The organism is Nocardia sp. NPDC051756 (genome assembly GCF_040681495.1).
Classification (GTDB): domain Bacteria; phylum Actinomycetota; class Actinomycetes; order Mycobacteriales; family Mycobacteriaceae; genus Nocardia.
In genome coordinates this window covers 183,504-206,755 of record NZ_JBFAYV010000010.1, presented here as the reverse complement: position 1 = coordinate 206,755, position 23,252 = coordinate 183,504, and the positions used below count along the sequence as shown (strand labels likewise).

The 23,252-nt window shown below is 67.0% G+C and carries 25 protein-coding genes; 9 read left to right on the top strand and 16 right to left on the bottom strand.

Annotation, left to right across the window (positions count from 1 at the left end; genetic code table 11):
* Nucleotides 1-115: 115 nt before the first annotated feature.
* Entirely contained in the window at nucleotides 116-556 is a 441-nt protein-coding gene (locus AB0M22_RS37425; protein WP_364737025.1) for a hypothetical protein, read from the top strand.
* A 4-nt stretch (nucleotides 557-560) separates the two neighbouring features.
* Here the strand turns inward: AB0M22_RS37425 and AB0M22_RS37420 are convergent, their stop codons facing one another.
* Both AB0M22_RS37420 and AB0M22_RS37415 read right to left on the bottom strand, forming a co-directional pair.
* Entirely contained in the window at nucleotides 561-1,073 is a 513-nt protein-coding gene (locus AB0M22_RS37420; RefSeq protein ID WP_364737023.1) for a DinB family protein, read from the bottom strand.
* 60 nt (nucleotides 1,074-1,133) lie between these two features.
* Nucleotides 1,134-1,853 carry an alpha/beta hydrolase gene (locus AB0M22_RS37415; RefSeq protein ID WP_364737021.1) on the bottom strand — a complete coding sequence of 240 codons (720 nt, stop codon included), beginning with the start codon at nucleotides 1,851-1,853 and terminating at the stop codon, nucleotides 1,134-1,136.
* Nucleotides 1,854-1,988: 135 nt separating this feature from the next.
* Here AB0M22_RS37415 and AB0M22_RS37410 point away from each other — a divergent pair, with 135 nt between their 5' ends.
* A complete protein-coding gene (locus AB0M22_RS37410; protein WP_364737019.1) occupies nucleotides 1,989-2,588 on the top strand; it encodes a TetR/AcrR family transcriptional regulator in 600 nt (199 codons plus the stop codon).
* A 12-nt stretch (nucleotides 2,589-2,600) separates the two neighbouring features.
* On the opposite strand, the gene AB0M22_RS37405 is transcribed toward AB0M22_RS37410, so the two are convergent.
* The 3 genes from AB0M22_RS37405 to AB0M22_RS37395 form a co-directional block, all read right to left on the bottom strand.
* Entirely contained in the window at nucleotides 2,601-3,038 is a 438-nt protein-coding gene (locus AB0M22_RS37405) for a hypothetical protein (RefSeq protein WP_364737017.1), read from the bottom strand.
* Between the two features lie 44 nt (nucleotides 3,039-3,082).
* Nucleotides 3,083-4,327 carry an ABC transporter permease gene (locus AB0M22_RS37400; RefSeq protein WP_364737015.1) on the bottom strand — a complete coding sequence of 415 codons (1,245 nt, stop codon included), beginning with the start codon at nucleotides 4,325-4,327 and terminating at the stop codon, nucleotides 3,083-3,085.
* 225 nt (nucleotides 4,328-4,552) lie between these two features.
* Nucleotides 4,553-4,870 carry a hypothetical protein gene (locus AB0M22_RS37395; protein ID WP_364737013.1) on the bottom strand — a complete coding sequence of 106 codons (318 nt, stop codon included), beginning with the start codon at nucleotides 4,868-4,870 and terminating at the stop codon, nucleotides 4,553-4,555.
* 379 nt (nucleotides 4,871-5,249) lie between these two features.
* Between AB0M22_RS37395 and AB0M22_RS37390 the strand changes: the two genes are divergently transcribed.
* A complete protein-coding gene (locus AB0M22_RS37390) occupies nucleotides 5,250-6,302 on the top strand; it encodes an acyl-CoA desaturase (RefSeq protein ID WP_364737011.1) in 1,053 nt (350 codons plus the stop codon).
* Nucleotide 6,303: 1 nt separating this feature from the next.
* Here the strand turns inward: AB0M22_RS37390 and AB0M22_RS37385 are convergent, their stop codons facing one another.
* Nucleotides 6,304-6,882 carry a TetR/AcrR family transcriptional regulator gene (locus AB0M22_RS37385; protein WP_364737009.1) on the bottom strand — a complete coding sequence of 193 codons (579 nt, stop codon included), beginning with the start codon at nucleotides 6,880-6,882 and terminating at the stop codon, nucleotides 6,304-6,306.
* A gap of 49 nt (nucleotides 6,883-6,931) precedes the next feature.
* Here AB0M22_RS37385 and AB0M22_RS37380 point away from each other — a divergent pair, with 49 nt between their 5' ends.
* Entirely contained in the window at nucleotides 6,932-7,786 is an 855-nt protein-coding gene (locus tag AB0M22_RS37380) for a phytanoyl-CoA dioxygenase family protein (protein WP_364737008.1), read from the top strand.
* A 7-nt stretch (nucleotides 7,787-7,793) separates the two neighbouring features.
* Here AB0M22_RS37380 and AB0M22_RS37375 read toward each other — a convergent pair whose 3' ends face one another.
* The 4 genes from AB0M22_RS37375 to AB0M22_RS37360 form a co-directional block, all read right to left on the bottom strand.
* A complete protein-coding gene (locus AB0M22_RS37375; RefSeq protein WP_364737006.1) occupies nucleotides 7,794-8,273 on the bottom strand; it encodes a hypothetical protein in 480 nt (159 codons plus the stop codon).
* A 124-nt stretch (nucleotides 8,274-8,397) separates the two neighbouring features.
* The gene (locus AB0M22_RS37370) at nucleotides 8,398-9,246 is read right to left on the bottom strand and encodes an alpha/beta hydrolase (protein WP_364737004.1); all 849 of its coding nucleotides are present in this window, start codon (nucleotides 9,244-9,246) and stop codon (nucleotides 8,398-8,400) included.
* Between the two features lie 62 nt (nucleotides 9,247-9,308).
* Nucleotides 9,309-9,998 carry a MerR family transcriptional regulator gene (locus AB0M22_RS37365; RefSeq protein ID WP_364737002.1) on the bottom strand — a complete coding sequence of 230 codons (690 nt, stop codon included), beginning with the start codon at nucleotides 9,996-9,998 and terminating at the stop codon, nucleotides 9,309-9,311.
* 21 nt (nucleotides 9,999-10,019) lie between these two features.
* Nucleotides 10,020-10,970, bottom strand: coding sequence for a nitronate monooxygenase (locus AB0M22_RS37360; RefSeq protein WP_364737000.1), 951 nt, complete (start codon nucleotides 10,968-10,970; stop codon nucleotides 10,020-10,022).
* 138 nt (nucleotides 10,971-11,108) lie between these two features.
* Between AB0M22_RS37360 and AB0M22_RS37355 the strand changes: the two genes are divergently transcribed.
* Entirely contained in the window at nucleotides 11,109-12,749 is a 1,641-nt protein-coding gene (locus tag AB0M22_RS37355; RefSeq protein ID WP_364736998.1) for an AMP-binding protein, read from the top strand.
* A 15-nt stretch (nucleotides 12,750-12,764) separates the two neighbouring features.
* Here the strand turns inward: AB0M22_RS37355 and AB0M22_RS37350 are convergent, their stop codons facing one another.
* The 4 genes from AB0M22_RS37350 to AB0M22_RS37335 form a co-directional block, all read right to left on the bottom strand.
* Entirely contained in the window at nucleotides 12,765-13,073 is a 309-nt protein-coding gene (locus AB0M22_RS37350) for a hypothetical protein (RefSeq protein WP_364736996.1), read from the bottom strand.
* A gap of 109 nt (nucleotides 13,074-13,182) precedes the next feature.
* Nucleotides 13,183-13,764 carry an isochorismatase family protein gene (locus AB0M22_RS37345; protein ID WP_364736994.1) on the bottom strand — a complete coding sequence of 194 codons (582 nt, stop codon included), beginning with the start codon at nucleotides 13,762-13,764 and terminating at the stop codon, nucleotides 13,183-13,185.
* Nucleotides 13,765-13,775: 11 nt separating this feature from the next.
* Complete coding sequence (locus tag AB0M22_RS37340; protein ID WP_364736992.1) at nucleotides 13,776-15,509, bottom strand: MFS transporter; 1,734 nt, start codon at nucleotides 15,507-15,509, stop codon at nucleotides 13,776-13,778.
* A 28-nt stretch (nucleotides 15,510-15,537) separates the two neighbouring features.
* Nucleotides 15,538-15,975, bottom strand: coding sequence for a MarR family transcriptional regulator (locus tag AB0M22_RS37335; RefSeq protein WP_364736990.1), 438 nt, complete (start codon nucleotides 15,973-15,975; stop codon nucleotides 15,538-15,540).
* A gap of 459 nt (nucleotides 15,976-16,434) precedes the next feature.
* Here AB0M22_RS37335 and AB0M22_RS37330 point away from each other — a divergent pair, with 459 nt between their 5' ends.
* Entirely contained in the window at nucleotides 16,435-16,893 is a 459-nt protein-coding gene (locus AB0M22_RS37330) for a DUF4254 domain-containing protein (protein ID WP_364736988.1), read from the top strand.
* A 522-nt stretch (nucleotides 16,894-17,415) separates the two neighbouring features.
* A complete protein-coding gene (locus AB0M22_RS37325; protein ID WP_364736986.1) occupies nucleotides 17,416-18,678 on the top strand; it encodes a helix-turn-helix domain-containing protein in 1,263 nt (420 codons plus the stop codon).
* An 11-nt stretch (nucleotides 18,679-18,689) separates the two neighbouring features.
* Here the strand turns inward: AB0M22_RS37325 and AB0M22_RS37320 are convergent, their stop codons facing one another.
* Nucleotides 18,690-19,526, bottom strand: coding sequence for an alpha/beta fold hydrolase (locus tag AB0M22_RS37320; protein WP_364736984.1), 837 nt, complete (start codon nucleotides 19,524-19,526; stop codon nucleotides 18,690-18,692).
* A 439-nt stretch (nucleotides 19,527-19,965) separates the two neighbouring features.
* On the opposite strand from AB0M22_RS37320, the gene AB0M22_RS37315 reads away from it, so the two are divergent.
* Nucleotides 19,966-21,402: a lipase family protein gene (locus tag AB0M22_RS37315; RefSeq protein ID WP_364736982.1), complete on the top strand. Its 1,437-nt coding sequence runs from the start codon at nucleotides 19,966-19,968 to the stop codon at nucleotides 21,400-21,402.
* Nucleotides 21,403-21,453: 51 nt separating this feature from the next.
* Entirely contained in the window at nucleotides 21,454-22,383 is a 930-nt protein-coding gene (locus AB0M22_RS37310) for a DMT family transporter (RefSeq protein ID WP_364736980.1), read from the top strand.
* Here the strand turns inward: AB0M22_RS37310 and AB0M22_RS37305 are convergent.
* Entirely contained in the window at nucleotides 22,358-23,197 is an 840-nt protein-coding gene (locus AB0M22_RS37305; RefSeq protein WP_364736978.1) for a DUF72 domain-containing protein, read from the bottom strand. The two genes, AB0M22_RS37310 and AB0M22_RS37305, sit on opposite strands and share 26 nt — an antisense overlap.
* Nucleotides 23,198-23,252: the final 55 nt, after the last annotated feature.

The window sequence follows — 23,252 nt, the reverse complement described above, 5'->3', positions numbered from 1 at the left end:
GAGCAACGCTCCACTTCACCAGCATATCCGCTCGCTCGCACGGGCAGGACCTGATCGGCTGCTATCTTCCGACGATGCGGGGAAATCCACCGGCGCCGACCGCTGCGGAGACGGCGTGAGCACCGACGCGAGAAATGCCGCGGTCGCCGCGTTGGCCGAGTTGGCTCGTAGCACCGACGTCCGGGATCGCGCCGATGCCGGTCATGGGCTGGCAGCATTCGCCGAAATACCCGATGCGCGAGCGGTATTGATGCCACTCGTCCTCGATGCGGAAGACACGTTCGTCACGGTCGTTACGGCCGAGGCCCTGCTCCGCCGAAAGGACGTGGTCGGGCTTTCGATCGTCGCTGCCGCGTTTTCCGAGGCGGATGCGAATCAGTCCGAATGGATCGGCACGGCATTGCAGGACGTGTACGGGGTGTTCGCCGATGAGCGCGATGCCGCGGTCCGCGTCTGCACGACGCTGACTCGCGACCCGGACCCGCGAATCCGTTCCGGCGCAACCGATCTCATCACGCTGCTGAATCGGATCGAGCCGGTTCTGCACTCGGCGTAGACCGCTACTCGCCGGTTTCGCCGTCGATGATCTCGCGGAGGAGGTCCGCGTGTCCGTTGTGGCGGGCGTACTCCTCGATCATGTGGGTGAGGATCCAGCGGAGGGTGTAGGACTCGCCGGTCGGGTGCCGGACACCGACCTTGTCCAGCTCGCGGCAGCCGGCCACGATCTCGCGGGAGCGGGCGCATTCGTTGCGCCACAACCGGATCGACTCGTCGATGTCGGCGTGCTCGACGACGAAGTCGGTGTCGTCGACGGAATTGGCACCCCAATACAGCGGGGGCGCGTCGTCACCTTGGAAGACACGGGCGAACCAGGTGCGTTCGACATCGGTCAGATGCCGGATCAGGCCGAGCAGCGAGAGCGTCGACGGCGGCACCGCCTGTCGCCGAAGCTGCTCGGCGCTGAGATCAGAGCACTTCCAGTCCAACGTGTCTCGCTGGAATTCGAGAAAGCCGATGAGTGTCTCGTACTCCCCTGCCACTTGCGGTGGTTCAGTGCGCTGACCGGACTCCATCGGATCATCATGCCCGCGTCACGCGGGTCATGCCTGGCGAGCGCGCGCCCTACCGGCCGATCAGCCTGCTTGACCTGCGCTGATGATGAAGTCGGTGAGGGCATCCGGCGCGCCGAACATGGCGGCGTGCCCGGTGGGGACCTCGATCGTGGTGGCGTTCATCCGGTCGGCCATGAACCGTTGGCCGGCGACCGGGATCATCTGGTCGTTGGTGGCGAGGGCGTAGTGGGTGGGCAAGGTCTTCCAGGCGGGCGCGTCGACCGGTTCGAGCATCGCGGTCAAGGCGAGTGGGCGCTGGGTCGTGGCAAGCAGCGCGGCGGTTTCAGGATCGGTGTCGGGCGCGAAAACGGCGTGGAACTGTGCCGGATCGATGCTGAGTTCGATGTTCGGCGGGCCCTGCGGGTCGGCCGGGCCCGGCAGCGGCCGAGCCTGCGAGACTCGTTGTGCTGCACCGCCGAACTTCTCATCGAGCGCACCGGCGGTCTCGCCTTCGTCGGGGGCGAAGGCGGCGATGTACACCAGCCCGGTGACCGAGGCGACGCCGGTGGCGGCCTGGGTAACGACCGCGCCGCCGTAGGAGTGGCCGACCAGCAGGACCGGGCCGGGGATGGTCGCCAGGACCGCGCGCAGGTACTCGGCGTCGTGGTGCAGGCCGCGCAACGGATTGGCGGCGGCGAGAACGGGCCAGCCCTGTCCGATCAGGTTGCGGGCGATGGTGTTCCAGCTGCTGCTGGCATCGGCGAAGGCGCCATGGACCAGGACGATGGTCGGCTTGCTCATGGAAGGTCGGCCTTTCTTCGAGGGGAGATAGAGCGAGGTGAATCGGCACGGACCCGGCCGATCGAATGTTTATGGCGTTAACATAAGGTTGAATAGGAACACTGTCAACATTTAGGGAAGGTCGGGTGCGCGCATATGCCGGCGGCGACACGGAAGAGCTATCACCACGGGGATTTATCGAATGCGTTGATAGCGGCGGCAATTGAGCTGGCCCGGACGGGCGGTCCGGAGGCGATCGTGTTGCGCGAGGCGGCCCGCCGGGTCGGCGTATCGCCGACCTCGGCCTACCGGCACTTCGCCAACCATCACGACCTCATCGCGGCGGTGAAAGCGCATGCGCAGCAAGAGCTCACGCGGGCGATGCGGACGGAGCCGGTGCCGACCGAGACCGGGGCGGGCGCGCAGGCGGTGGCGCGACTGCACGCCCTGGGGCGGGGATACCTGCGGTTCGCGCAGACCGAATCCGGTTGGTTCCGTTCGGCGTTCGCCCACGAGACGCCGACCGCGATGTCCTCGGAGTCGTTCCGCTTGCTGGCGGACGCACTGGACGGGCTGGTCACCGCCGGCGTGCTGCCGGCGGCGCGGCGGCCAGGCGCCGAGACCCCGGTGTGGGCGACCATCCACGGCTTGGCCGCGCTGCTGATCGACGGTCCGCTGAGCTCGCTGCCCGAGCAGGCGCGCACCGAGACGATCGCACAGACACAGCAGTTCATCACCCAGGCCCTGACCGGCTGACCACCACGACACTCAGCGGCCGTTGTGCCGACGGTCGTGCCGCTCGCGTCGGTCCCGCCGGCGCTGCTCACGGTCGGCGCTATCGGATCCGGTGCGGGAACCCTCGGGGTCGGTGATGAACACCCCACCCCAGACGACGCGTCCCGTGACCCGCAGCAGCGGCATTCCCGGATCGCCGCGATGCTCGCCGGTGACGGTCACCCCGGCGCCGTTGGCGGTCAAGTCGTTCGCATCGACCGCCCAGCCCGCGGGCACGATCAGCGTGATCCGCCCGGCTTGGCAGCTCACCCGGACCTCGACCTCCGGCTGCGGACAGTCGGCGGCAGTGAAGTCCAGCAGGATCGACCCCATGGTGGAGGTCGCGGTGATCGAGGCGGGTACCTGCCAGCGGCCGGTGCGCGACACCGACCCCCAGATGCTGTTCAGCGTCAGCGGTTGCACAGTGGACATCGAGAACTCCCAGTCGAATCGTTGCGGTACAGCGGAATTGGTGATCAGGCGGCAGACAGGCCGCGTTCATGCGCGCTGACCCTGGCGCGCCCGGAACGGTCGTAGAAGCCGGTGAGCACGATCCCGGCCACCAGGCCGCCGACGAGCCACACTGCGACCGCGACCACGCTGCGCGTCAATGTTGTTGCGGGCGTATCGAAGACCAGATCCCGGATGCCGTCGGTGATGTAGCGCATGGGCAGCACCTCCCCCAGCCATCGGAACGCCGTCGGCAACAGTTCCGAGGGGTAGGCGCCACCGGAGGACGGGACCCCGAACACCACCAGCACCACCGTCGCCAGCAACGCGCCCGGCGAACCGAACACCGCGAGCAGCACCAGCGGCAGCACTCCGGCCGTGGTCACCGCCAGGATCGAGAACACCCAGAGCCCGAGTGGTGCGGCGATCGGCATGCCGAGCCCGGCGACCGCGACGAGTTCGATCACCGTGGCCGCGACCACCGCGCAGCCGGCCATCAGCACCGACTTGGCGATCAGGGTCTGCACCCGCCCGATCGGCAGCGGCGGGTGCGTGGCCCGCCGGTGCAGGAACTCCCGCGGCGTGAAGCCCAGTATCCCGTCGACGCCGGAGTGCAGTAACTGGGCGATGAGGAATCCGGTCAGAATCAGCACCAGCGCGTAATAGAAGGCCGCCATACCTCCGGCGGTGTGCGCGGGCACAGACGTGACCGGCGTGGTCACCACCGTCACCGGATTCGCCAAAAGGATTCGCGCCGTGGCTGATTCGGTCGGCTGCCGGGCGACGAGCTGGGCACCCAGTGACCGCGACAGCTCGCCGAGCACCTGCTGGGCGACACCGGTCGCGGTGCCGGTCGCGACCGGGCCCGCGATCGGATTGGTCAGCAATGTCACCGTGGCCGCCGACGGCTGACTCGAGTCGGCCAGACTCGCCAGGCGCGCACTGAAATCCGCGGGAATGATCACCGCGGCATAGCCGACACCTTCGGACAGCAAGCGCCGAGCCTGCTCCTCGCTGCCGGCCGAAATCCATTGCGCCGCACCCGCGGCGGGCCCGGTTCGAATCTGCTCGGTGAGCACCGCACCGGCCCAGCCGTTCCCGGCCGTCGTATCGGCGTCGACCCACACGATCGGGATCCGCCCGGTCGGCGTATCGGTGTCCAGCACACCACCCAGGTACCCCACCGACAGCACCAACCCGAGCACCGCACCGAACACGGTGAACACCCAGATCTTCGGACTACGCAACAACGCCGTGGCACGCATCCTCATCCCCTCTCCTCGATCTCCGTCTGCGGAAGCGGGGTTAACGAGGCCCGTCCGTCAAGCAATGCGAACGGTGTTAACATAAGACTCAATGCGAACACCGTCAACATGAGGGAGTGTGATCGCTACCACGCCGATGAGGGACGGCCTACGACGCGACAGTCAACCAGACGGCCCGCCTGCGTGACGGGCCCTGGCTCGACGCGATCTATACCCGCGCGCTGGGACGGATCAGATCGGGCGTCCGAAGCGGACCGATTGGAAGTTCGAGTTCTCTTCGCGGGTTCCGGGCGGGAAGAGTTCGCCGAAGGGCTCGGTGCAGGTGGAGTTCCGGAAGGTTTCGGCGGCCTTATCCGTGGTGTTTTCGGTGTAGGCCACGCCTAGGATACGGAAGCATTTGCCGTCTTCGGGGTCGTGCAGGGTGTGCCGCTGGCCATCGGGGCTGGTGTAGATGAAGTCGCCGGTGGCGGCATGAGCGGTGCCCGCTGCGCCGAGGACCGAGACGAGAACCAGGCCGGCCGTTGCCAATGCGGCGCCGAGGTGTTTCATGGCGATGCCTTTCGTCGAGCGATACCCGCACATCTCGTGAAGTGCGGGCGCTCCCCGGCGTGGATGTGGCCGGGGACCGATCTTGTTGGGCTGCTGTGCGATTCGAACGGGCAGCGAGCAGCCTGGGTGGTGCCGGTCGCCGCTCGATCCCCCGCCGTTGACAGATCAATCATGTTGTCCATCAAGGGGATTGAGCAAGGCCCCAATAGTCTGGCCTTCTGCGATCAGGATTCGTGCGGGATCATCTGATGGTCGCGCGGACTCCGTTATCACACCGGAGTCCTATTCCACGTCATACCAAGGGATTACCCGCAACGAGAAAACAGCCGATAGCTTCGGTCTGTCAGTGCCCGGCCTGAGGACTGACGGAAGGACAGCTATGACGACATCGGCTTTGGTCCCAGAGTCAGCCCCACGATCAGCGCGGCGCAGTGGCGCCGACGGCGACTACGCCCGGCTGCTACGCCGGATCTCCGCCGCGGGACTGATGGATCGACGGCCGATCTACTACGCCGTCCGGCTCAGCCTCGTCGGGCTCGCATTCATCGGCGGCTGGGCGGCGTTCGTCCTGGTCGGCGACTCGTGGTGGACGCTGCTGATCGCGGCGTTCATGGCGGTGATGTTCGCTCAGGTCGCACTCGTCATGCACGACGTCGCGCACCGCCAGGTCTTCCGGTTGCGGGGGACGACCGAGATCGTGGGCCGAATCGTCGGCAACGCCGGCATCGGTCTGGCCTACGGCTGGTGGCAGGACAAGCACACGCGTCATCACGCCAATCCGAACCACGAGGAACTCGATCCCGATGTCGCGCCCGACATTCTGGTCTGGTCGCAACGGCAGGCGCGGGCCAGCCGTGGTCTGGCCCGGCTCATCGGGCGAGCGCAGGCGTTCCTGTTCTTTCCGCTGCTGCTGCTGGAGGGCGTGAACCTTCATGTGGCCGGCGTGCGGGCGCTCAGAAACCGCTCGGTCAAACGCCGGGTGCTGGAGGGCACGCTGCTCTTCGCCCACTTCGCCGGCTATCTGGCGGTGCTGTTCGCGGTCCTGCCCGCCGACAAGGCCATCGCGTTCCTCGCCGTGCACCAGGCGCTGTTCGGCCTCTACATGGGCTGCATCTTCGCCCCGAACCACAAGGGCATGCCGACCCTGACCGGCGACGATCGCCCCGACTACCTGCGCAGGCAGGTGCTGACCTCGCGCAACGTACGCGGCGGTGTGGTGACCGACTTCGCTCTCGGCGGTCTGAACTATCAGATCGAACACCACCTGTTCCCGAGCATGCCGACGCCGAATCTGCGGCACGCCCAGGTGATCGTCCGCGAGTACTGCGCCGAGATCGGCGTGCCGTACCACGAGACCGGACTGATCGCCTCCTACGCCGAGGCGCTGAAGCACCTGCATCACGTCGGCGCGCCCCTGCGCACCGCGGACTGAGTCAGGAGACTCCGAGGGCCGCCGCGGTGGGCCGCCAGAGGCGGTCGGCGGCTTGGTCAGGGGTGGGCGGTGGGGTGATGCGGAGTTGCTGAGCGATGCCGTGCCGGAGGCCACCGATGACGAACGCGCCCGCACTGTCGGGGTCCACGTCGGCGGGGAGTTCACCGTGGGCTTGACCGCGGCGGATGTTGTCGGCGGCGTTGTCGCTCATGGTCTGGATGTAGACGGCTTCGAGCTCGGTGAGCTGCGGGTCCAGCGCGGTGCGGTCGAGCAGGACGGCGGCCAGGGGGTCGGCGAAGTGGTAGGCGACGAAGCGGCGGGTGCGTTCGTGTTCGCGAGTGGCCCAGTCGGCGTCGGCGGGTAGGTGGGCGTCGGCGATCGCGTGCCGGAGTCCTTCGTAGAAGCCGTCGTAAATCGCCGCCAGCAGACCGCTTTTGGAACCGAAGTGGTGGTAGAGCGCACCGGTGCTCAGGCCGGCGCGCCGGGTGAGTGCGACGAGTTCCAGGACGCCGTTGCCGCGGACCAGTTCGTCGCGGGCGGCGTCGAGAAGTTGTTGACGTCCGATCGGTGCACGTGCCACAGTCGAAGCATAACCGAACTCAGTTATGTTCTGATCTCGAGGAGCCGCCATGAGCACCGACGTGTCGTCATTGACCGACCTGGGTGGCGATCTGGCCGGGACCTATCGCCGGACCCCGAGCAGCGGCGCGACCATCGACCCGGCGGTCAGCGCCGCGGATCTAGCCGCGGTCCAGCGCGACGGATACGTGATCCTGCCCGATCTGCTCACCCCGCAGGAACTCGACGAAATCCGCGAAGCCGTCGCGCCACTGCTGGATCGGCGCGGCCGCAACGACTTCGAGGGGCACACCACCCAGCGCATCTACAGCGTGTTGAACAAGACCCGCGCCTGCGACCGAATCGCCGACCATCCACGCGTCCTGGCTTTGCTGGACCGACTGTTCCTACCGAACTACCTGCTGTCGATGTTGCAGGTGATCAACATTCTCCCCGGCGAGCAGGCGCAGATGCTGCACACCGACGACGGCTTCTATCCCCTGCCGCGGCCGCGCGCCGCCCTCGGCGCGGCGACGATCTGGGCGATCGACGACTTCACCGCCGAAAACGGCGCCACCGACATCATTGCGGGCAGTCACCTGTGGGGCCATCGGATGCCCGATGCGGCCGAGCGCGAACCCGTGGTGATGCAGGCCGGCTCGTGCGTCTTCTTCCTCGGCACCCTCTGGCACGGCGGCGGCGCCAACCGCTCACCGAACCCCCGCCTCGCCGCCACCGCCCAATACTGCGAACCATGGCTGCGCCCACAGGAAGCCTTCACCCTGTCGATCACCCGCGACACCGTCCGCACCGTCTCCGAGGACATCCGCCGCATGCTCGGCTACAGCATCCATCCCCCCTTCATCGGCCAGGTCGACGGCATGCACCCCAAACGACTCCTGGAACCCGACGCCCCACCGCTGTGAGCACCGATCAGTTGGGCACGACACAGACGGTGAGTTCGATCCGACGATAGACGATTGCCGTTGTCGAACAACGCGTTCCGTCGGCCACACCGTCGAATACCCCGGTGATGCGCTCGCTGTTGGGTTGGTGCGCGGCGCAGTCGAGCCGGTGCGGATCGTTGACATCGGTCAGATCCCAGCAACTGTCGACGGTCATGTTGTAGGTGAAGCAGTACAGCGCCAGCCGATAGCCGTCATCGGTGCGGTGCTGATACTTGAAGGTCGCCTTCGGGCCGCACTCGCGTTCCTGAGTCTCCGGAGTCAGTTGGTAATGCTCGATCAATCGGTATTTAGCGGCGGCCGAATCGCAATCGGCAGGTCCCGCAGTGTTATTCGCCTTGTCCCAGGACGCGCAGCCACCGATCTCCAATCCCTCGTATTGATTGGGATACGCCGACGCGACCGCGGAACCGGTCAACGCGACGACGGCCGCCGCTGCGAATGACACAGCGATACCAGATGTTTTCATAACGAACTCCCCCGAACGACTCAGCACTATCCGACGAGAGGTGTTGCACGACAGTCGATCGACGCGAACCCCCACGTTGCCAGGAGCCTAGCGCGCCGCCGGACTATTCGGGTTCCGGTTCGTGGCGGCGGGTCCAGTCGATGATGGTGTCGGCGATGAGGTCCGGGTTGTCCCACATCGGGACGTGGCCGACGGCGGGGAGGAGGCGGAATTCGGCGCCGGGGATTTCTCGGCGGTAGCGGGTTGCGCAGGTTTCCGCCGGGACGAAGTGGTCGTGTTCTGCCCAGGCGAGGAGGACCGGCGTCTTGATCTGGTCGAGATCGGCCGGAAGGCAGTCCGCGTCGTTGCGGATCGCGGGTAGCAGTGCGTCCAACATCGTGAATTCTCCTGCTCCCCTGGTGAATTCGAGAGCTTCGGGGAGCGTCAGCCGGTCGCCGTGGATCATCGCCTCACGGAAGGCGAGTCGGCGAGCTTTGGCGCTGCGCAGCACGAAAGGTGCTACCGGGAGCGACTTTCGGGCTCGCGGGACCAGCACGGCGAACATGTGTGCCGTTCGCGCTCCCTCGGGCGAGCCGGGTTCCCAGCCGAAGGCCGGGGAGATCGCGACGACGCTGTGCACCCGGCCGCGTTTCGCCAGTTCGATCCCGAGCGCTCCGCCCAGGGAGTTTCCGGCGGCGTGCGCCTGGTCGACGCCGAGGGTGTCGAGTTGACGTTCGAGTGCGTCGGCCGCGGTGGAGATCGTCCAGCGCACGTTCACGGGGAATCGTGGACCGCCGACGTGGGCGGCGATGGTCGGGGCGATCACGTCGAACGAGGTGGTCAGCTTCGGCAGGACCGGCCGCCAGTGGTGCCAGGTTCCGGTGCCGCCGTGCAGCAGCAACAGCGGTTGCCCGGTGCCGCCACGAAAGCAGGCCGCGGTCTCGCGGCCGTCTGCACTCGTCGTTGATTGCATATAATCTATGTTACATCGCATTCATGCAATCGACCGTAGGCGTGCGCATCGAGTCGGGAAAGCTAGTCGAGGTCGAGTTGATAGGCCTCGGCGACGACCTGCTGAGCGGCGATGCGGAAGATCGCCAGCACCGACTGACCGGCGAGCGAGGACACCCGTTCGATCGCCTCCTCCCGGTCGGCCGATGGATCCGCGGTCTCGATGTGCTCTTGGAATATTCGCAGGAAATCGGCCGCGATCGAGGTGGAATGCGCATAGATGGACTCGGTCAGCTCGACCACCTCGGCCAGCGGAACGCCGAGGTTCGCCAGCTCGGTCGCGGCTTGATACAGCCGCGGCGAGCGCACCTCCCAGCGCCCGTCAGGAAGGACGCGGACGTGGCCGAAGTCCACGATCCGTTGCAGCAATTCCGGGGTGACCTGCTCGCCCCACAGGTCGATCAGCTCCGCCGGTTCGGTGATGATCGGCGCTTCCGGGCCGAACGGGTTGGCGGTCGCGCCGGCCAAGGCCAGCAGTTGCTCCGCGCGTCCGGTCGGCATGCGCCCCAGGAGTTCGCCGATCGCGTCCAGCGAGAGCCCGGATTCCTGTAGCGAGCGGATGGTGTCGAGCCGCTGCTCGTGCTCGCCGCCGTAGTAGGCGGTGCGGCCGCGCAGCTCGGGGGCGGGCAGCAGGCCGCGGGTCTGGTGTGCCCGGACGTTGCGGACGGTCATGCCGACCCGCCGGGCCAGCTCGTCGATCGTCAGTTCCGGCACGGTCGAATCATCCCATAGTGGCTATGTAACACCGCCCCGGCGCAACGGTTCGGCGCCGGTTCGCGCCCTGGCGGCGTGGTACTGCTCGGCGATGTGGGCAACGAGGTCGTGCACGTGCTGGATCCCCCGTACACCGGAGACGCTGTGCCCCGCACCCCAGAGATTCCGCTGACCGAGCAGCGTGGCGAAGTCGAAACCCACTGACGGCGCGACCTTCTCGACAGCGGCACGGGCATCCCGCCACTCCGGCCACGACGCGAGGAAATTGGTCGGCAAACCCTGAGCCAGCGTGGCCGTCACGACATCGTCCAGCGAGGCCGCGACCAGCGCGTCCCGATAGTCCGGCGCGGCACTGCTTTCCGCGGTGGCGATGAACCCGGTGCCCATGTAGGCCAGATCGGCGCCCAGGACCTCGGCCGCGGCCAACGCGGCACCGTCGGACACACCGCCGGCCAGCACGATCGGCCCGTCATACCGGTCGCGCACGGCGCGCACGAACGCGAACGGATTCAGATTCCCGGTCTGACCACCCGCACCCGCCGTCAGCAAGACCAGTCCGTCGACACCGGCCTCGAGCGCCCGGTCGACATGACGCAGACTCGCCACGTCGGCGAAGACGAGGCACCCGGCGGCCTGCAGCGGCTCGATCACCGGATCGGGCCTGCCGACGCTCGCGATGACCAGCTCGACGCCGCGCTCGATCAGCACCGCCACGTCCTCCGCGAGCCGCCCATTCGTCTTGTGCACCACCAGATTCGGCGCGAACGGCGCCGGCTCGTCTCGCAGCGCGGCGTTGATCCGCGCGAGCCAGGCGTCGAGTTCATCCACGGTCGCCGCATTGTGCGTCGGGAACGACCCGATCACCCCCGCGCGACCGGCCGCGATGACGAGTTCGGGACCGGAGACGCCGGTCATCGGCGCGGCGATCAGCGGCAGGGACAGACGCCCGGCGAGGCGGCTGGGCAAAGTCATGGTCAGCTCCGGTTTTCCGCGTCCATCAGCAACCTTAATGTTGCATAGCATTGATGTTACATAATGCTCATGCAATACTTCGGCACAGTGCGAGTCGCCGGGAGAACACCGGCGCGCCGGGTTCGAGGAGGAGCCGATATGACGTCGACACAGCAAACACCGGAAGCGCGCATCGCCGAGCTGGTCGCCCGCTATGGCACCGAGGATCTGTGCGTGGCCGCGGCGCTGTGCGACGACCATCCGGCCGATGCGGTCGCGTTCACCATCGTCGAACCCGACCTGTCGAGCGTCGACCTGACCTACGGCGCACTGCGCGAGATGTCCGAGCGCGTCGCCGCCGGGCTCACCGAACTCGGTGTCGCGCAGGGGGATCGAGTCGGCGTGCTGATGGGCAAGTCGGTCGACCTGGTGGTGTCGCTGCTGGCGATCTGGCGACTCGGCGCGGTGCACGTGCCGCTGTTCACCGCGTTCGCGCCGGCGGCCATCGCGCTACGACTGCGCGGCAGCGCCGCGAAAGTGGTCATCACCGACACCGAGCAGCGCGCCAAGCTGGATCCGTCGCCAGACCTGCCCGCCGACGCGCCGTGGCGGATCGTCACCGCGGGCCCGGGCGCCCGCGCGGGCGACACCGCCTTGGCCGACCTGCTCGCCGCCGAACCGGCCACCCGGCCCGAGCCCGTGATCGTCGGCGGGGCAGGCGAATTCATCATGGTCTTCACCTCCGGCACCACCGGCGCCCCGAAAGGTGTTCCGCACGCGGCCGAATGCCTTGCGCACAGCACGTCCTACCTCGAATTCGCTTGCGGTCTGACACCCGACGACGTCTGGTGGTGCGTGGCCGACCCCGGCTGGGCGTACGGCCTGTATTTCGCGATCATCGGTCCACTCGCGAAGGGACAGCGCAGCATCCTGCTGCACTCCGGCTTCGACCCGAAGCTGGCGTGGCAGGTGCTGGCGAAATTCGGCGTGACGAACTACGCCGCGGCGCCCACCGTCTTCCGCGCGATGCGCACCACCTCCACCCCGGACGGACTGGTCGTGCGGCGCGCCTCCAGTGCGGGCGAACCGCTCACCCCGGACCTGATCCCCTGGGGCGAAACGGTTTTCGGCGTGCCGATCCGCGACCATTTCGGCCAGACCGAACTCGGCATGGTCGTCGGCAACGCCTGGCATCCGGACCTCGAACAGCACATCGAACCCGGCTCGATGGGCCACGCCCTCCCCGGCTGGACCGTCGAGGTCCTGCGTGACGACTCCGACGAACCGGCACCGCCCGGCACCCTCGGCCGACTCGGCGTCGACCGGAACAGTCCCCTGTTCTCCTTCCGCGGCTACCACAACGCCCCGGAGAAGACGGCCGCTCGCTTCACCGCCGACCACAAATGGTTCCTCACCGGCGACGCCGCCACCCGCGACGAATCCGGCCGCGTCTACTTCTCCTCCCGCGACGACGATGTGATCATCATGGCGGGCTATAGAATCGGGCCCTTCGATGTGGAAAGCGTGCTGCTCGCCCATCCCGATGTCGCCGAGGCGGCCGTGGTCGGCGTCCCCGATGAGCTGCGCGGTGAGGTCGTCGAAGCGTTCATCGTGCTCCGCGCGGGAGCCACGCCCTCCGAAAACCTCACCGCCGCACTACAACAACAGGTCAAGACCGGCTTCGCCGCGCACGCCTACCCCCGCTCGGTGCACTACGTCGGCGAACTGCCCAAGACCCCGAGCGGCAAGGTTCAGCGCTTCCTGCTGCGCACTCAACGGCGCGAGCAAGTCGGGCAGTAGGACCGCTGGGCGGAGTCAGCGAAGGTCGGCCGCAGCCTTGCCTTTGCCGGCTCCGCCCTTGCCCTTACCTCCCTTGCCTTTCCCCTTGCCGTCCTTGCCTTTACCGCCTTTACCTTCGTCGGTCTTGCCTTCACTCACCCCGTTGGCCGGTTCCGTTGCGGCAGGCTTGTCCACGTCGGACGCCTGACCCGACGCCATCTGCTGCTGGCTACCGCCCCCCGAGATGCTTGCCGGGACGGCCGAAGCCGTGCCCGTGGCCAGGGCAATCGACGTGGTGGCGACGAACAGGCTCAGCGCGACGAGTGCCGTAGTCTTGCGGATCATAAGCAGCCCTTTCCAATTCATGGCCGGTACGACCGAGGTCCCAACCGGTTGGTCGGGACCTCAGGTATTCGGTGCGGCCGACGATGCGGATAGGCAGCGGATCTCGCGGCTAGCGAGTCTTCTCCAACAGCTCGAGAATTTCGGCGGTGGTGCCGGTTTCACCGAAGCGCGGGAGGACTCGGGTGACGCTGTGCTCGTGGATGCTCCCGTCCATGTCGGTCATGGCGTCGGTGGCGAACGTGACGTGGTACCCGTGATCGTGGGCGGCACGGGCAGTGGATTCGACGCCCATGCTGGTTGCCACGCCACCCAGGACGATCTGGGAGATGCCACGGCGGCGCAGGTGCAGTTCGAGATCGGTGCCGTAGAACGCGCCCACGTTGCGCTTGGTGACGATGAGATCTCCGGGGTGGCCGGTCAATTCGTCCACGATCACATCCCAACCTTCCGGACGCTGGCCCGAACGGCGCGGGGCATCGCTGCGGCCGGCCGCGAAGTCCGAACCGTCGGGAGCTCCGCTGACCCGCACCAGGATGACAGGCAACCGGTGCGCACGGAACGCGTCCGCGAGTTCGACTGCGCGATCGATGATCTCGGACATCGGGTACGGCGACCCGGGAATCGCGGTGATGCCTTTCTGGAGATCGATGAGGACGAGCGCGGTGCGGGCGTCGAGGGTGCTGAGTGCCATGGGTGCTGCTCCTAGTCGGTTGTCAGGGAAACGCGCGGATCCGAGTCCCGCTCGGACGGTGTGGATTCGGTTCGAGTGCCGCGCAGCACAGCGATCGCCGCCAATGCGGCAAGGATCGCACCGAACGCGAACACGATGACCAGACCGGTGTGGAACGGCCCGGAGATCAACTGCGGGAAGAACTCTCGCCCGGTCAACGTCTGTTGCCGCGCGGTGGTGAGGGTCGGCAGCACGCCGCTCGGTTCGAGCATGTGCTGGATCGGATTGACGCCGAGCTGAGCGGCGAACAGTGTGGCGACCGGCGGCAACTCGGCACTCTGCGCGGCGACCGACGCCGGAACACCTTGCTGCTGTAGCCCGTTGGTGAGCGTGCTGGGCAGACTGCTGGCCAGTCCGGTGATCATCAGGGCGAAGAACACCGCGATCGACACTGCGGTACCGGTGTTCTGGAAGGTCGAACGCACCCCCGACGCGACGCCACGCTTATCCGCGGGCACGCTCCCCATGATCGCCGAGGAATTGGGCGACGCGAACATGCCGCTGGCGATCCCGTTGATCGCGATCAGCACCGCAAAGGCCCAGTAGCTGAAGTTGATCGGCAACAGCAGCAACCCGATGAAGCTGGCCCCGAACAGCCACGCACCACTGCTGGCCAGTCCCCGCGAGCCGAACCGATCCGACAGATACCCGCAGACCGGACCGGCGGCGAGGAACCCGGCGGTCAACGGCAGCATGAAAATGCCCGCCCACAACGGAGTGTCAGCATAGTCGTAACCGTGCAGCGGCAGCCAAATGCCTTGCAGCCAGATGATCAGAATGAATTGCAGCCCGCCCCGGCCGATGGCGATGGCCAGACTCGCGAGATTGCCCGCGGTGAAAGCGCGCACCCGGAACAGGCTCAGCTCGATCATCGGTGCGCCGACCCGCTTTTCGATCACGACGAACGCCGTGAGCAGTCCGAGCCCGGCCGCGCCCAGCCCGATCACCGCCGGACTGGTCCACCCCATCGTGTGCCCGCCGTGCGGTTGCAAGCCGAAGGTCGCCGCCACCAGCAGCGCACTCAACCCGACGGCGAAAGTGATGTTCCCCCACCAATCTATGCGCCCGCCGACGGCCCGGCTGGTCTCCCGCAACGTGCGATAGGCCCACACGGTGAAGAAGATCCCGATCGGCACGTTCACCCAGAACACCGCCCGCCAGTCCCACGCGACCAGCAGCCCGCCGGCGACCAGCCCGATGAACATCCCGGCCAGCGCGGCAACCTGGTTGATACCCAACGCGAATCCGCGCTGCCGCTCCGGAAACGCATCGGTGAGAATGGCGGCCGAGTTCGCCGTCAGCATCGATCCGCCGATGGCCTGCAACACCCGCCAGCCGATCAACCACATCGCCGCGTGCCCGCCGTCGAGCGGATCGACCGACAGCAGGATCGACGCGACGGTGAACACCGCGAACCCGGCGTTGTAGATCCGCACCCGGCCGTACATGTCGCCGAGCCGCCCGACGGTCACCGTCAGCACGGCCTGCACCAGCCGGTATCCCATGATCATCCACAGCAGATAGGCAATGTTGCCCGGCGCCAACGGATCCAGATGAATGCCGCGAAAGATGGCCGGCAGCGCGATCAACACGATCGAACCGTCCAAGGCCGACATGAACACGGCGGCAGTGGTATTGGTCAGCGCGGCCCACTTGTAGCCGTCGGGGGTGGACGCTTCGGTGCGCTGCTGGTGGAGATCGATCATCAGAAATGCACCTATCGAACGTTGCGGATCAGATGTCGTGCGCGAGCCGCTCGATCAGCGGCGCGGCCGCGGCCAGCTGTTTCAGCTGCGCGGCCGTGAATTCCTCGGCAAGCACGCGGGCCATCAACTCGGTTTTGGCACTGCGTTTTTCGGTCAGCACCCGGGAGCCCGCGGGGGTCAGCGCGAGAACGACGCGTCGACGGTCCGCCGGATCCGAGTGCCGCTCGACCAGGCCGCGAGCCTGCAATGCGCTCAGCGTCGCTCCCATGGCCTGCGGGGTGATCTGTTCCTTGCGCGCCAACTCCGCCGAGGTCGCGGGTCCTTCCCGATCGAGCCGGGCCAACGCGGTGCGCTCGGGCATCGTGAGCGCGTCCTCCAGCTGTAGATGTCGCAACCGGCGAACCAGCGCGCCGACTCCGACCAGCAGGGCGGAGGCAACGTCGGACGCATCCAGATCGTCGGTCATATCCTGAGCTTACCTAATCAGTCTAGTTTATCAACTTACCTTAGCAACCTCGGACGTCACGTCATGGATTGCGGAGGCATAACCAAAGAGGCCAAACAACGCGCGGAATGACCTGAATTCGGCTTCCGGAGGACCATCCGATGCCCGAAACTTGAAGATGCATCCGGTTCCGGGCGCTTCGCTCCCTTATCTCGGGTACGCGCAGAACGACCGGTCCACCCAGAGGAATATGGCTGGTCGCCGGGGCCGGATGCACCTCGACCGTCGCCAGGGAAGGCCTACCTTGCCCACGCAGCTGGACAACCGAGAGATGGGGGACGCGCGATCGCGCGCGCGAGCCATGACACCGAGCCGCCGTAGTGAGGCACGAGCCGGTCGCATTTGCCAGCGGCCCGCACCGGCTCGCGCCGACCACCTCACGTGACCGTGCAGACCGCCGACGGACCCAGGGCGCGGGCCATGTCGATCGAAGGCGGTGCCCGGCGCCCGCTCCTGCCGGACTGGCACGAACTGTCCGCCGCACTCCGCTTGCAGACCGGCGACCGCCCCGGCGACCACCTCGTCATCCAACTGGCCCGGGCCCTGGCGCAGCTGCACCACACCCGCCGCGCCCAGCCGGAGCGCCTGGTCGAAATCGACTGCCGCCGTGCCGAAGTCGTGGCCGTGATCGACGACTGGGTGGCCAAGCAGGTGCCGCCCCGGCGCAGCAAGGAGCGCCCGCCCGAGTCGCTCGGCGGCACCGTCGATCGCATGGCCGCCGCGCAGATCCTCGCCGATCATTTGTTGATGAACGCCGAGAACGTGCCGGAACAACGGGTGCACGCGGCCTGGTCCCGGCTCGCCGCACTAGCCATCAAATGGACCGATCTCGCGCACGACATCGAGTCCCGCCGACCACGTTCGATCGACCGTCGCTGATCCACCGCCCTCAGGTGATCGTCGGAATGGTCCAGAGGTAAGCCGATATCGGGGGCAGTTCCGTCGTATCGACAAGGGGGTCGACACGTAGTAGGCCGAGGAATTCTTCCAACGACGTATACCGCGCCAAAATGTCCTCCAACAGGCGGCGCGCGGCGTCCTCCGGTTTCATGACCGGGTTATGCCCACGAGTCCGATAAACAAACCGGCCCATAGGTTTCGCGATCCGTTCATTACGGCCCTCCAGGAGTTGGGTCAGTGCCGATCGGACTCATTGAATTACCGTTCCGTCTGTCGGCGGAACGTACTCAGATTACCCATCCGGCATGCGTCGAGCCGCATTCCCGCAGTGTGCGTCGCGAACTTTTCAGACAGGGAAATTCAACGATGGATCCCGACCAGTCGGTAATCGCGACCGGTTACTCCGCTACACCCCGAACTGGGCGGCGGTACTTGACATCTCGTGGCGCCGATAGGACGAATGCGCCGCGCCCGGCAGGCCCGGGCAGCAGAATGTGGTCTATGACTGCCTTGGATCAGGAAGCCCTCGACTGGCTCGTCCAGTTCGGGGCACAGGCTCGCAACGACGAGCAGACCCAGCAGCTGGTCGACCTGGTCGACGGCAAGATCAACGAGGTCAACGCGCAACTGCCGGGCGACGCCGAACTCGCCGAGATGCTGCACGCGGCGACCCGTTCGCACTGGCGCAGCTTCCTCGCCATGGTGAGCCGGGAGGTGTTCGAGGTGCATCCGCCCGCGGAGGTGCTCGCGCTCTCCCGCACGGTCGCCCGGCGCGGCTTCGGCATCGACGTGGTGATGCGGACCTACCGGGTCGGGCAGGCCATGCTCTGGCAGTTCATCACCGATTTCCTGAACAAGGCGATCGAGGACGACCAGCTGCGCAGCGCGGTGCTGCTGCTGTTCTGGGATCGGGTGCTCGAATGGACCGACACCTGTGTGGAGGCGTCGGTCGCGGTCTACACCGACGAGCGCGAGCAGTGGCAGCGCGGTGCATTGGCGCGGCGGTTCGGGCTGGCCGGCTCGCTGCTGCGCGGCGACGCGATCGACATCGACCACGCCGAGGCCCAGCTCGGCCATTCGCTGCGCCGCTACCAGACCGCGATCGTGCTGTGGGCCGACGACACGTCCGCTACCCCGGACCCGGTGCGCACGCTGGAAAAGTTCGGCAACGACATCGCCGCGCTGCTGGACGCGCCGCGCCCGCTCATGCTCTCCTCCGGCGTGCGCGGCATGTGGGCGTGGATCGCCACATCGAACGTGCCGGATCTCGCAGCGCTGCCCGCGGTCGGTCAACCGGGCCTGCACGCCGCCATCGGTTCGTCCGCGCCGGATATCGCCGGGTTCCGGCAGAGTCATCGCGAGGCCATCGCCGCACAACGCGTGGCCATCGAAACCGACCATGCCGCAACGGTGATCCGTTATGCCGACGTCGAATTGGTCTGTCTCACCACCGGCGACGGCAGTGTCGAGGCGATGCGGGTCATGGCGGCAAGGGAATTGGGCGCATTGACGAGTGCCGACGAGACCACCGCCCGATTGCGCGAAACTCTGCTCGCCTATCTGGCCAGCGGACGCAATGCCCCCGCCACCGCGCAACAATTGAACGTGCACCCCAACACGGTTCGCTATCGCATCAACCAATCCGAGGAATTGCTCGGCCATTCCATCGAGGAACGCGCGACCTATATCGAATTGGCGTTGCGCTGCGCGCAGACCTACGGCGACAAAATCCTTACCCCGCAGCCGGATCGGGCCATCGCCTGAGTGGTCGGGCATCAGTCGATATCCGCCAGGAAGCTCTGCACCAGCGCGGTGACGACGCCCGGTTGCTCGAGCACGCAACAGTGGCCGGCCTTCTCGATCACCTCGAAGCGCGCCTTGGGAATCAGCTCGGTGAGCCGCCACGCGTCCGCGATCGGGGTGACCGCGTCGTCGACGCCGACCGCGACCAGGGTCGGCGCGGTGATGGCGGTGATCTCCGGGTCGGCGGGCGTGCGGCCGATCGCGCCGCGGATCGCCTTGCGGGTGCCCGCGCTGTCGATCCGATCGAGCCGCTCGGCCCATTCGGCGATGGTGTCCGCGGCGGCCGGATCGGCCAGGAACGCGGGCCCGAACAGCAGTTTCGCCACCTTGCCGCGCACCATATCGACGCCGAAAAGTCTTACGGCCCAAGTCAACCGGGTGTATCTACCGACCTTGCTCCGATCCTGCGAGCCGGCGCTGGTGGACAGCAGGGTGAGTGAGCGGACCAGTTCACCGTGCCGGGCGGCGACGCGTTGTCCGACGAAGCCGCCCATGCCGATGCCGACCCAGTGCACCGGCGCGAGGCGCAGCGCGCGGATCAGCCCGACCGCGTCGGTGGTCAGCGTGTCCATGTCGTAGCCGTCCCTGGTCGGCTGGGTGCCGCCCTGGCCGCGCCAGTCGATGCCGATGCAGCGGTAGTGCTCGCGCAGCACCTCGATCTGCGCACGGAACATCCAGCTGCCGAACAGCAGGCTGTGCGCGAAAACGATGACGGGACTGTCGGATCGGCCGTTCGGATCGCCCGTGTCGGTGTAGCCGATCGGTACGCCGTTCACGACGATCGTCCGGATGATCGTGGAGAGCATCATCGGGCAGGAGGGTCGAGGGTGCGATCGCTGGCGAGCGTGGACAAGAGAGGCTCCTCGGGAGTGGCATCACCGAAATCCGGGATAACGCTGCACTCAGCCTGGCAGAGGCGGGGCCCGCGGCGCTTGGCTCAGCCACCAATGCGGCGACCGCGAGTTGTGACCGAGCACAAGCTCGGACCCGCGAGCAATCCCTGGTACAGGGCGTGATTCAGGAAGGAGCTTGTGCAATTTGCACAGTCGAGGCGTGCAGAAATTAGTATTTTGCCTCTGGTCCCGCATTCAGTTCTAGCATTTGCTGTTACTTAGCCTTACAGACATTCTGGTGGGTCAAGCGCGGCGTGCCGTACGCAAGCACGCGGTCGTGGCCGGAATACTTTCTGCGCCCGACAGATCCATTTCCTGGATCTCACAAGCACCTCTCACCAGCGAAAGAAGCTCAATGAATACCGTCGTACCCGGAAAGCACGGGCGATTCCGCGCTGCGGCTTTCATCGCCCTGATCGCGACTTCCATTCAGGTAGCTGCCGGAATACCGGCAATTGCGACACCGGCCCACAACCCGGTGGCGCAGCAGGTTCCGGTGCAGCCGCCGCTGCCGTTCCCGATTCCGCCGGCGCCGCCGGAACTCGATCCGGGATTCTATGCACCACCCGCGGACCTGGTCGCCTCGAAGCAGCCCGGCGAAATCATTGCGGCCCGCGAGGTGCATCTGGCGTTCTACTCGGTCATCCCGTTCAACATCGACTCCTGGCAGCTGTCGTTCCGCTCCACCAACACCAGGAACGAACCGATCGCCGCCGTCACCACGCTGATGAAGCCGCGCGGCGACAACGCGGGCGCGCCCCGCCCGCTGCTGTCGTATCAGTTCCCGCAGGACTCCAACGCGCAGTACTGCGCGGCATCCTATGTGCTGCAACAGGCTTCGGTGCCGGGCAATATCACCGGCCAGTTCGACATCCCGTTCGAATTCGTGCTGCCGCTGACCGCGCTCGGCGCGGGCTGGGCGGTGGCGATGCCCGACCACGAGGGCCCGAACTCGGCCTTCGCCGCCGGCCCGCTCGGCGCGCGGATCACCCTCGACGGCATCCGGGCGGCGGAGAACTTCGAGCCGATGGGGCTGAACCCACAGACCAAGGTGGGCCTGGCCGGGTACTCCGGCGGCGCGATCACCACCGGGCACACCGCGGAACTGGCCGCGGCCTACGCGCCGGAGCTGAATATCGTCGGCGCGTCCGAGGGTGGCGTCCCCGCCGATATCAAGGCGATGTATCGGATGGCCAGCGGCAATCTCGGTTCCGGACTGATCTTCTCCGGGCTGCTCGGCGTCGCGCAGGAGTATCCGGAGTTGGCCGCGTACAACGCGCAGCACATGAAACCGATCGGCAAGACATTGGCGCCGATCAAGAACTCGCTGTGCCTGTACTCGGCCGCGCTGCTGCCGTTCATGAACCTGACCGACGGCATGTACGACTCCCCCAACGCGCTCGACGATCCCGTGCCCAGCAAGGTGTTCGACGCGCTGCGGATGGGTCATTCGGTGCCGAAGATGCCGATGTTCATCTTCAATTCGAACCCCGACTGGATCGCTCCGGTCGGCCCGGTGAACACACTGGTCGACGAGTACTGCCGCGATCCGAACGCGCGAGTGCATTACACCCGCGACCATTTCAGCGAGCACATCACGCTGGAGATCGACAGCATCGCCCGGGTGCTGCTGTGGATGAAGGACCGATTCGACGGCGTCCCCGCCGAGCCGGGCTGCTCCATCCACGACGAGGGGTCGATGGCACTGGATCCGGCGAGCTGGCCGATCTGGCTGCAAGGAGCGGGCACGCTGCTGGCCGGGCTGCTGCAACAGCCCATCGGCAGCCGGTAGGCCGCTCGATAATCCGTCGCGATCCCTGGCCGACCGTGCCACAGTCGTGGGATGACCGGGCAGCGGACGGAGGCACCCGTCCATCGGATCGTCGCGCCGGACCGTACCGGCGCGACGATCGCCATTGCCGTTGGCGCGCTGATGGTTTCGACGTCGGGCGTGTTCATCGCGTTGGCGGGCGCGCCGACCGAGGTGTCGACCTTCTATCGCTGTGCGCTGGTGTTGCCGGTGCTCGCGGTGTTCGCCTGGTCGGAGAGCCGCCGCAACGGCCGCATGGACGCGCGCGAATGGGGTTTCGCGCTGCTGTGCGGCGCGTTCTTCGCCGCCGACATGTTCTGGTGGGGCGCGGCGATTCTCGAAGCCGGCGCGGGGCTCACCACCGTGCTGGTGAACGTTCAGGTGGTGGTCGTACCGCTGATCGCCTTCCTGATCGATCGCGAAAGACCAAGTAGACGTGTGCTTTTCGCGCTGCCGATCATGATCTTCGGCCTCGCCGCGGCCAGCGGAATTCTCCAGCAGGGCAGCACCGGTCCCGCACCGATGGCGGGCGCGGCACATGCCATCGTGGCCGGTATCTGCTACTCCGGCTTCCTGTTTCTGTTGCGGCGCAGCGGAAGACAGGGACGCAACCTACAGACCTACGCCGTCTCGATCGCCGTCCCCGCCGTGGCCGCGCTCGCCTGGGCGCTGATCCAGGGGTTCCCGTCGACGCTGCACATCGACGGCCCGGCACTCGGCTGGATCGCGCTCACCGCGCTCACCAACGGGGCGATCGGCTGGCTGCTCGTCGCCCGGTATTCGCCGCTGGTGCCGAGCGCGGTCGGCGCCGGACTGCTCCTGCTGACGCCGGTCGGTTCACTGCTGCTGGGCGCGCTGATCCTCGGCGAGCGCCCCGCGCCGCTCCAAATCATCGGCTGCGCAGTGATTCTCGCGGTCGCCTACGGCGCCTCGGCGGTCAGAAGAGGGTCATCGGTTCGATAGGCGCGGGTTCGGGCAGCGGGACCAGTTCGGGCACCTGGGCCGCCACCTCGGCGTGGAAGCGGCGCGCGAGCGTCACGCCTTGCGCGTTGTCCGGGGTGTGGATGAAGACGGTGGGCGAGCGTCCGTCGCGCAGCCAGTCCGCCACCGTGCCGATCCACGGCTGCCAGCCTTCGACGGTGCGCTCGGTCGAGTCGCGGCCGTGGTACCGGACGATCGGGTACTCGGTCAGCGCGCGCGTCCGGCGCGGCAGGCGCGGCTTCTTCGAATACGCCTCCTGCTCGGCGGCGGTGACCGGGAGACCGTCGAAAAGCGTTGTGGTGTCGAAGGGTATCCATTCGGCGCCGACCCGGCCCAGCACGCTCTCCAGCTGCCGGGCAGCCTGCTCGTTCTCGAAGAACGCGGGATGGCGGACCTCGACCGCCGAGCGGTAGTACGGCGGCAGCCGCCGCAGGAACAGCGCGAGCGCGTCGAGATCGTTCGGCCCGAACGAACCGGGCAACTGCACCCACAGCGCGTGCGTGCGCGGGCCGAGCGGCTCGATCGCGGACAGGAACGCGTGCATCTCGTCGTCGACGCCGGTCAGCCTGCGTTCGTGGGTGATCGATTTGTGCAGCTTCACCACGAACCGGAAGTCCGTCGCGGTCTGCGCGGCCCACGACTCGACCGTGCGCCGCGCCGGTATCGCGTAGAAGGTGGTGTTGCCCTCGACGGCATTGCACCGTTCGGCATAGGCCGCCAGCCGATCTCCCGAGGCCGGTTGCCATTCCTGCCATGCCGCGTGCGTCCACATCGCACAGCCCACGTGAAGCCGCATACCAGCGACGTTAGTACAGCGGGCCGACACGCCTCGCGGGTGCGTGGACCGGGGA

Excerpts from the sequence above, each read along its gene's own strand:
- AB0M22_RS37330 (WP_364736988.1), top strand. The coding sequence starts at position 16,435 with ATGTCGATCGAAGGCGGTGCCCGGCGCCCGCTCCTGCCGGACTGGCAC.
- AB0M22_RS37370 (WP_364737004.1), bottom strand. The coding sequence starts at position 9,246 with ATGCAATCAACGACGAGTGCAGACGGCCGCGAGACCGCGGCCTGCTTT.
- AB0M22_RS37380 (WP_364737008.1), top strand. The coding sequence starts at position 6,932 with ATGAGCACCGACGTGTCGTCATTGACCGACCTGGGTGGCGATCTGGCC.
- AB0M22_RS37340 (WP_364736992.1), bottom strand. The coding sequence starts at position 15,509 with ATGATCGATCTCCACCAGCAGCGCACCGAAGCGTCCACCCCCGACGGC.
- AB0M22_RS37350 (WP_364736996.1), bottom strand. The coding sequence starts at position 13,073 with ATGATCCGCAAGACTACGGCACTCGTCGCGCTGAGCCTGTTCGTCGCC.
- AB0M22_RS37355 (WP_364736998.1), top strand. The coding sequence starts at position 11,109 with ATGACGTCGACACAGCAAACACCGGAAGCGCGCATCGCCGAGCTGGTC.
- AB0M22_RS37390 (WP_364737011.1), top strand. The coding sequence starts at position 5,250 with ATGACGACATCGGCTTTGGTCCCAGAGTCAGCCCCACGATCAGCGCGG.
- AB0M22_RS37410 (WP_364737019.1), top strand. The coding sequence starts at position 1,989 with ATGCCGGCGGCGACACGGAAGAGCTATCACCACGGGGATTTATCGAAT.
- AB0M22_RS37415 (WP_364737021.1), bottom strand. The coding sequence starts at position 1,853 with ATGAGCAAGCCGACCATCGTCCTGGTCCATGGCGCCTTCGCCGATGCC.
- AB0M22_RS37305 (WP_364736978.1), bottom strand. The coding sequence starts at position 23,197 with ATGCGGCTTCACGTGGGCTGTGCGATGTGGACGCACGCGGCATGGCAG.
- AB0M22_RS37310 (WP_364736980.1), top strand. The coding sequence starts at position 21,454 with ATGACCGGGCAGCGGACGGAGGCACCCGTCCATCGGATCGTCGCGCCG.
- AB0M22_RS37360 (WP_364737000.1), bottom strand. The coding sequence starts at position 10,970 with ATGACTTTGCCCAGCCGCCTCGCCGGGCGTCTGTCCCTGCCGCTGATC.
- AB0M22_RS37315 (WP_364736982.1), top strand. The coding sequence starts at position 19,966 with ATGAATACCGTCGTACCCGGAAAGCACGGGCGATTCCGCGCTGCGGCT.
- AB0M22_RS37420 (WP_364737023.1), bottom strand. The coding sequence starts at position 1,073 with ATGGAGTCCGGTCAGCGCACTGAACCACCGCAAGTGGCAGGGGAGTAC.
- AB0M22_RS37335 (WP_364736990.1), bottom strand. The coding sequence starts at position 15,975 with ATGACCGACGATCTGGATGCGTCCGACGTTGCCTCCGCCCTGCTGGTC.
- AB0M22_RS37320 (WP_364736984.1), bottom strand. The coding sequence starts at position 19,526 with ATGATGCTCTCCACGATCATCCGGACGATCGTCGTGAACGGCGTACCG.
- AB0M22_RS37405 (WP_364737017.1), bottom strand. The coding sequence starts at position 3,038 with ATGTCCACTGTGCAACCGCTGACGCTGAACAGCATCTGGGGGTCGGTG.
- AB0M22_RS37345 (WP_364736994.1), bottom strand. The coding sequence starts at position 13,764 with ATGGCACTCAGCACCCTCGACGCCCGCACCGCGCTCGTCCTCATCGAT.
- AB0M22_RS37325 (WP_364736986.1), top strand. The coding sequence starts at position 17,416 with ATGACTGCCTTGGATCAGGAAGCCCTCGACTGGCTCGTCCAGTTCGGG.
- AB0M22_RS37400 (WP_364737015.1), bottom strand. The coding sequence starts at position 4,327 with ATGAGGATGCGTGCCACGGCGTTGTTGCGTAGTCCGAAGATCTGGGTG.
- AB0M22_RS37395 (WP_364737013.1), bottom strand. The coding sequence starts at position 4,870 with ATGAAACACCTCGGCGCCGCATTGGCAACGGCCGGCCTGGTTCTCGTC.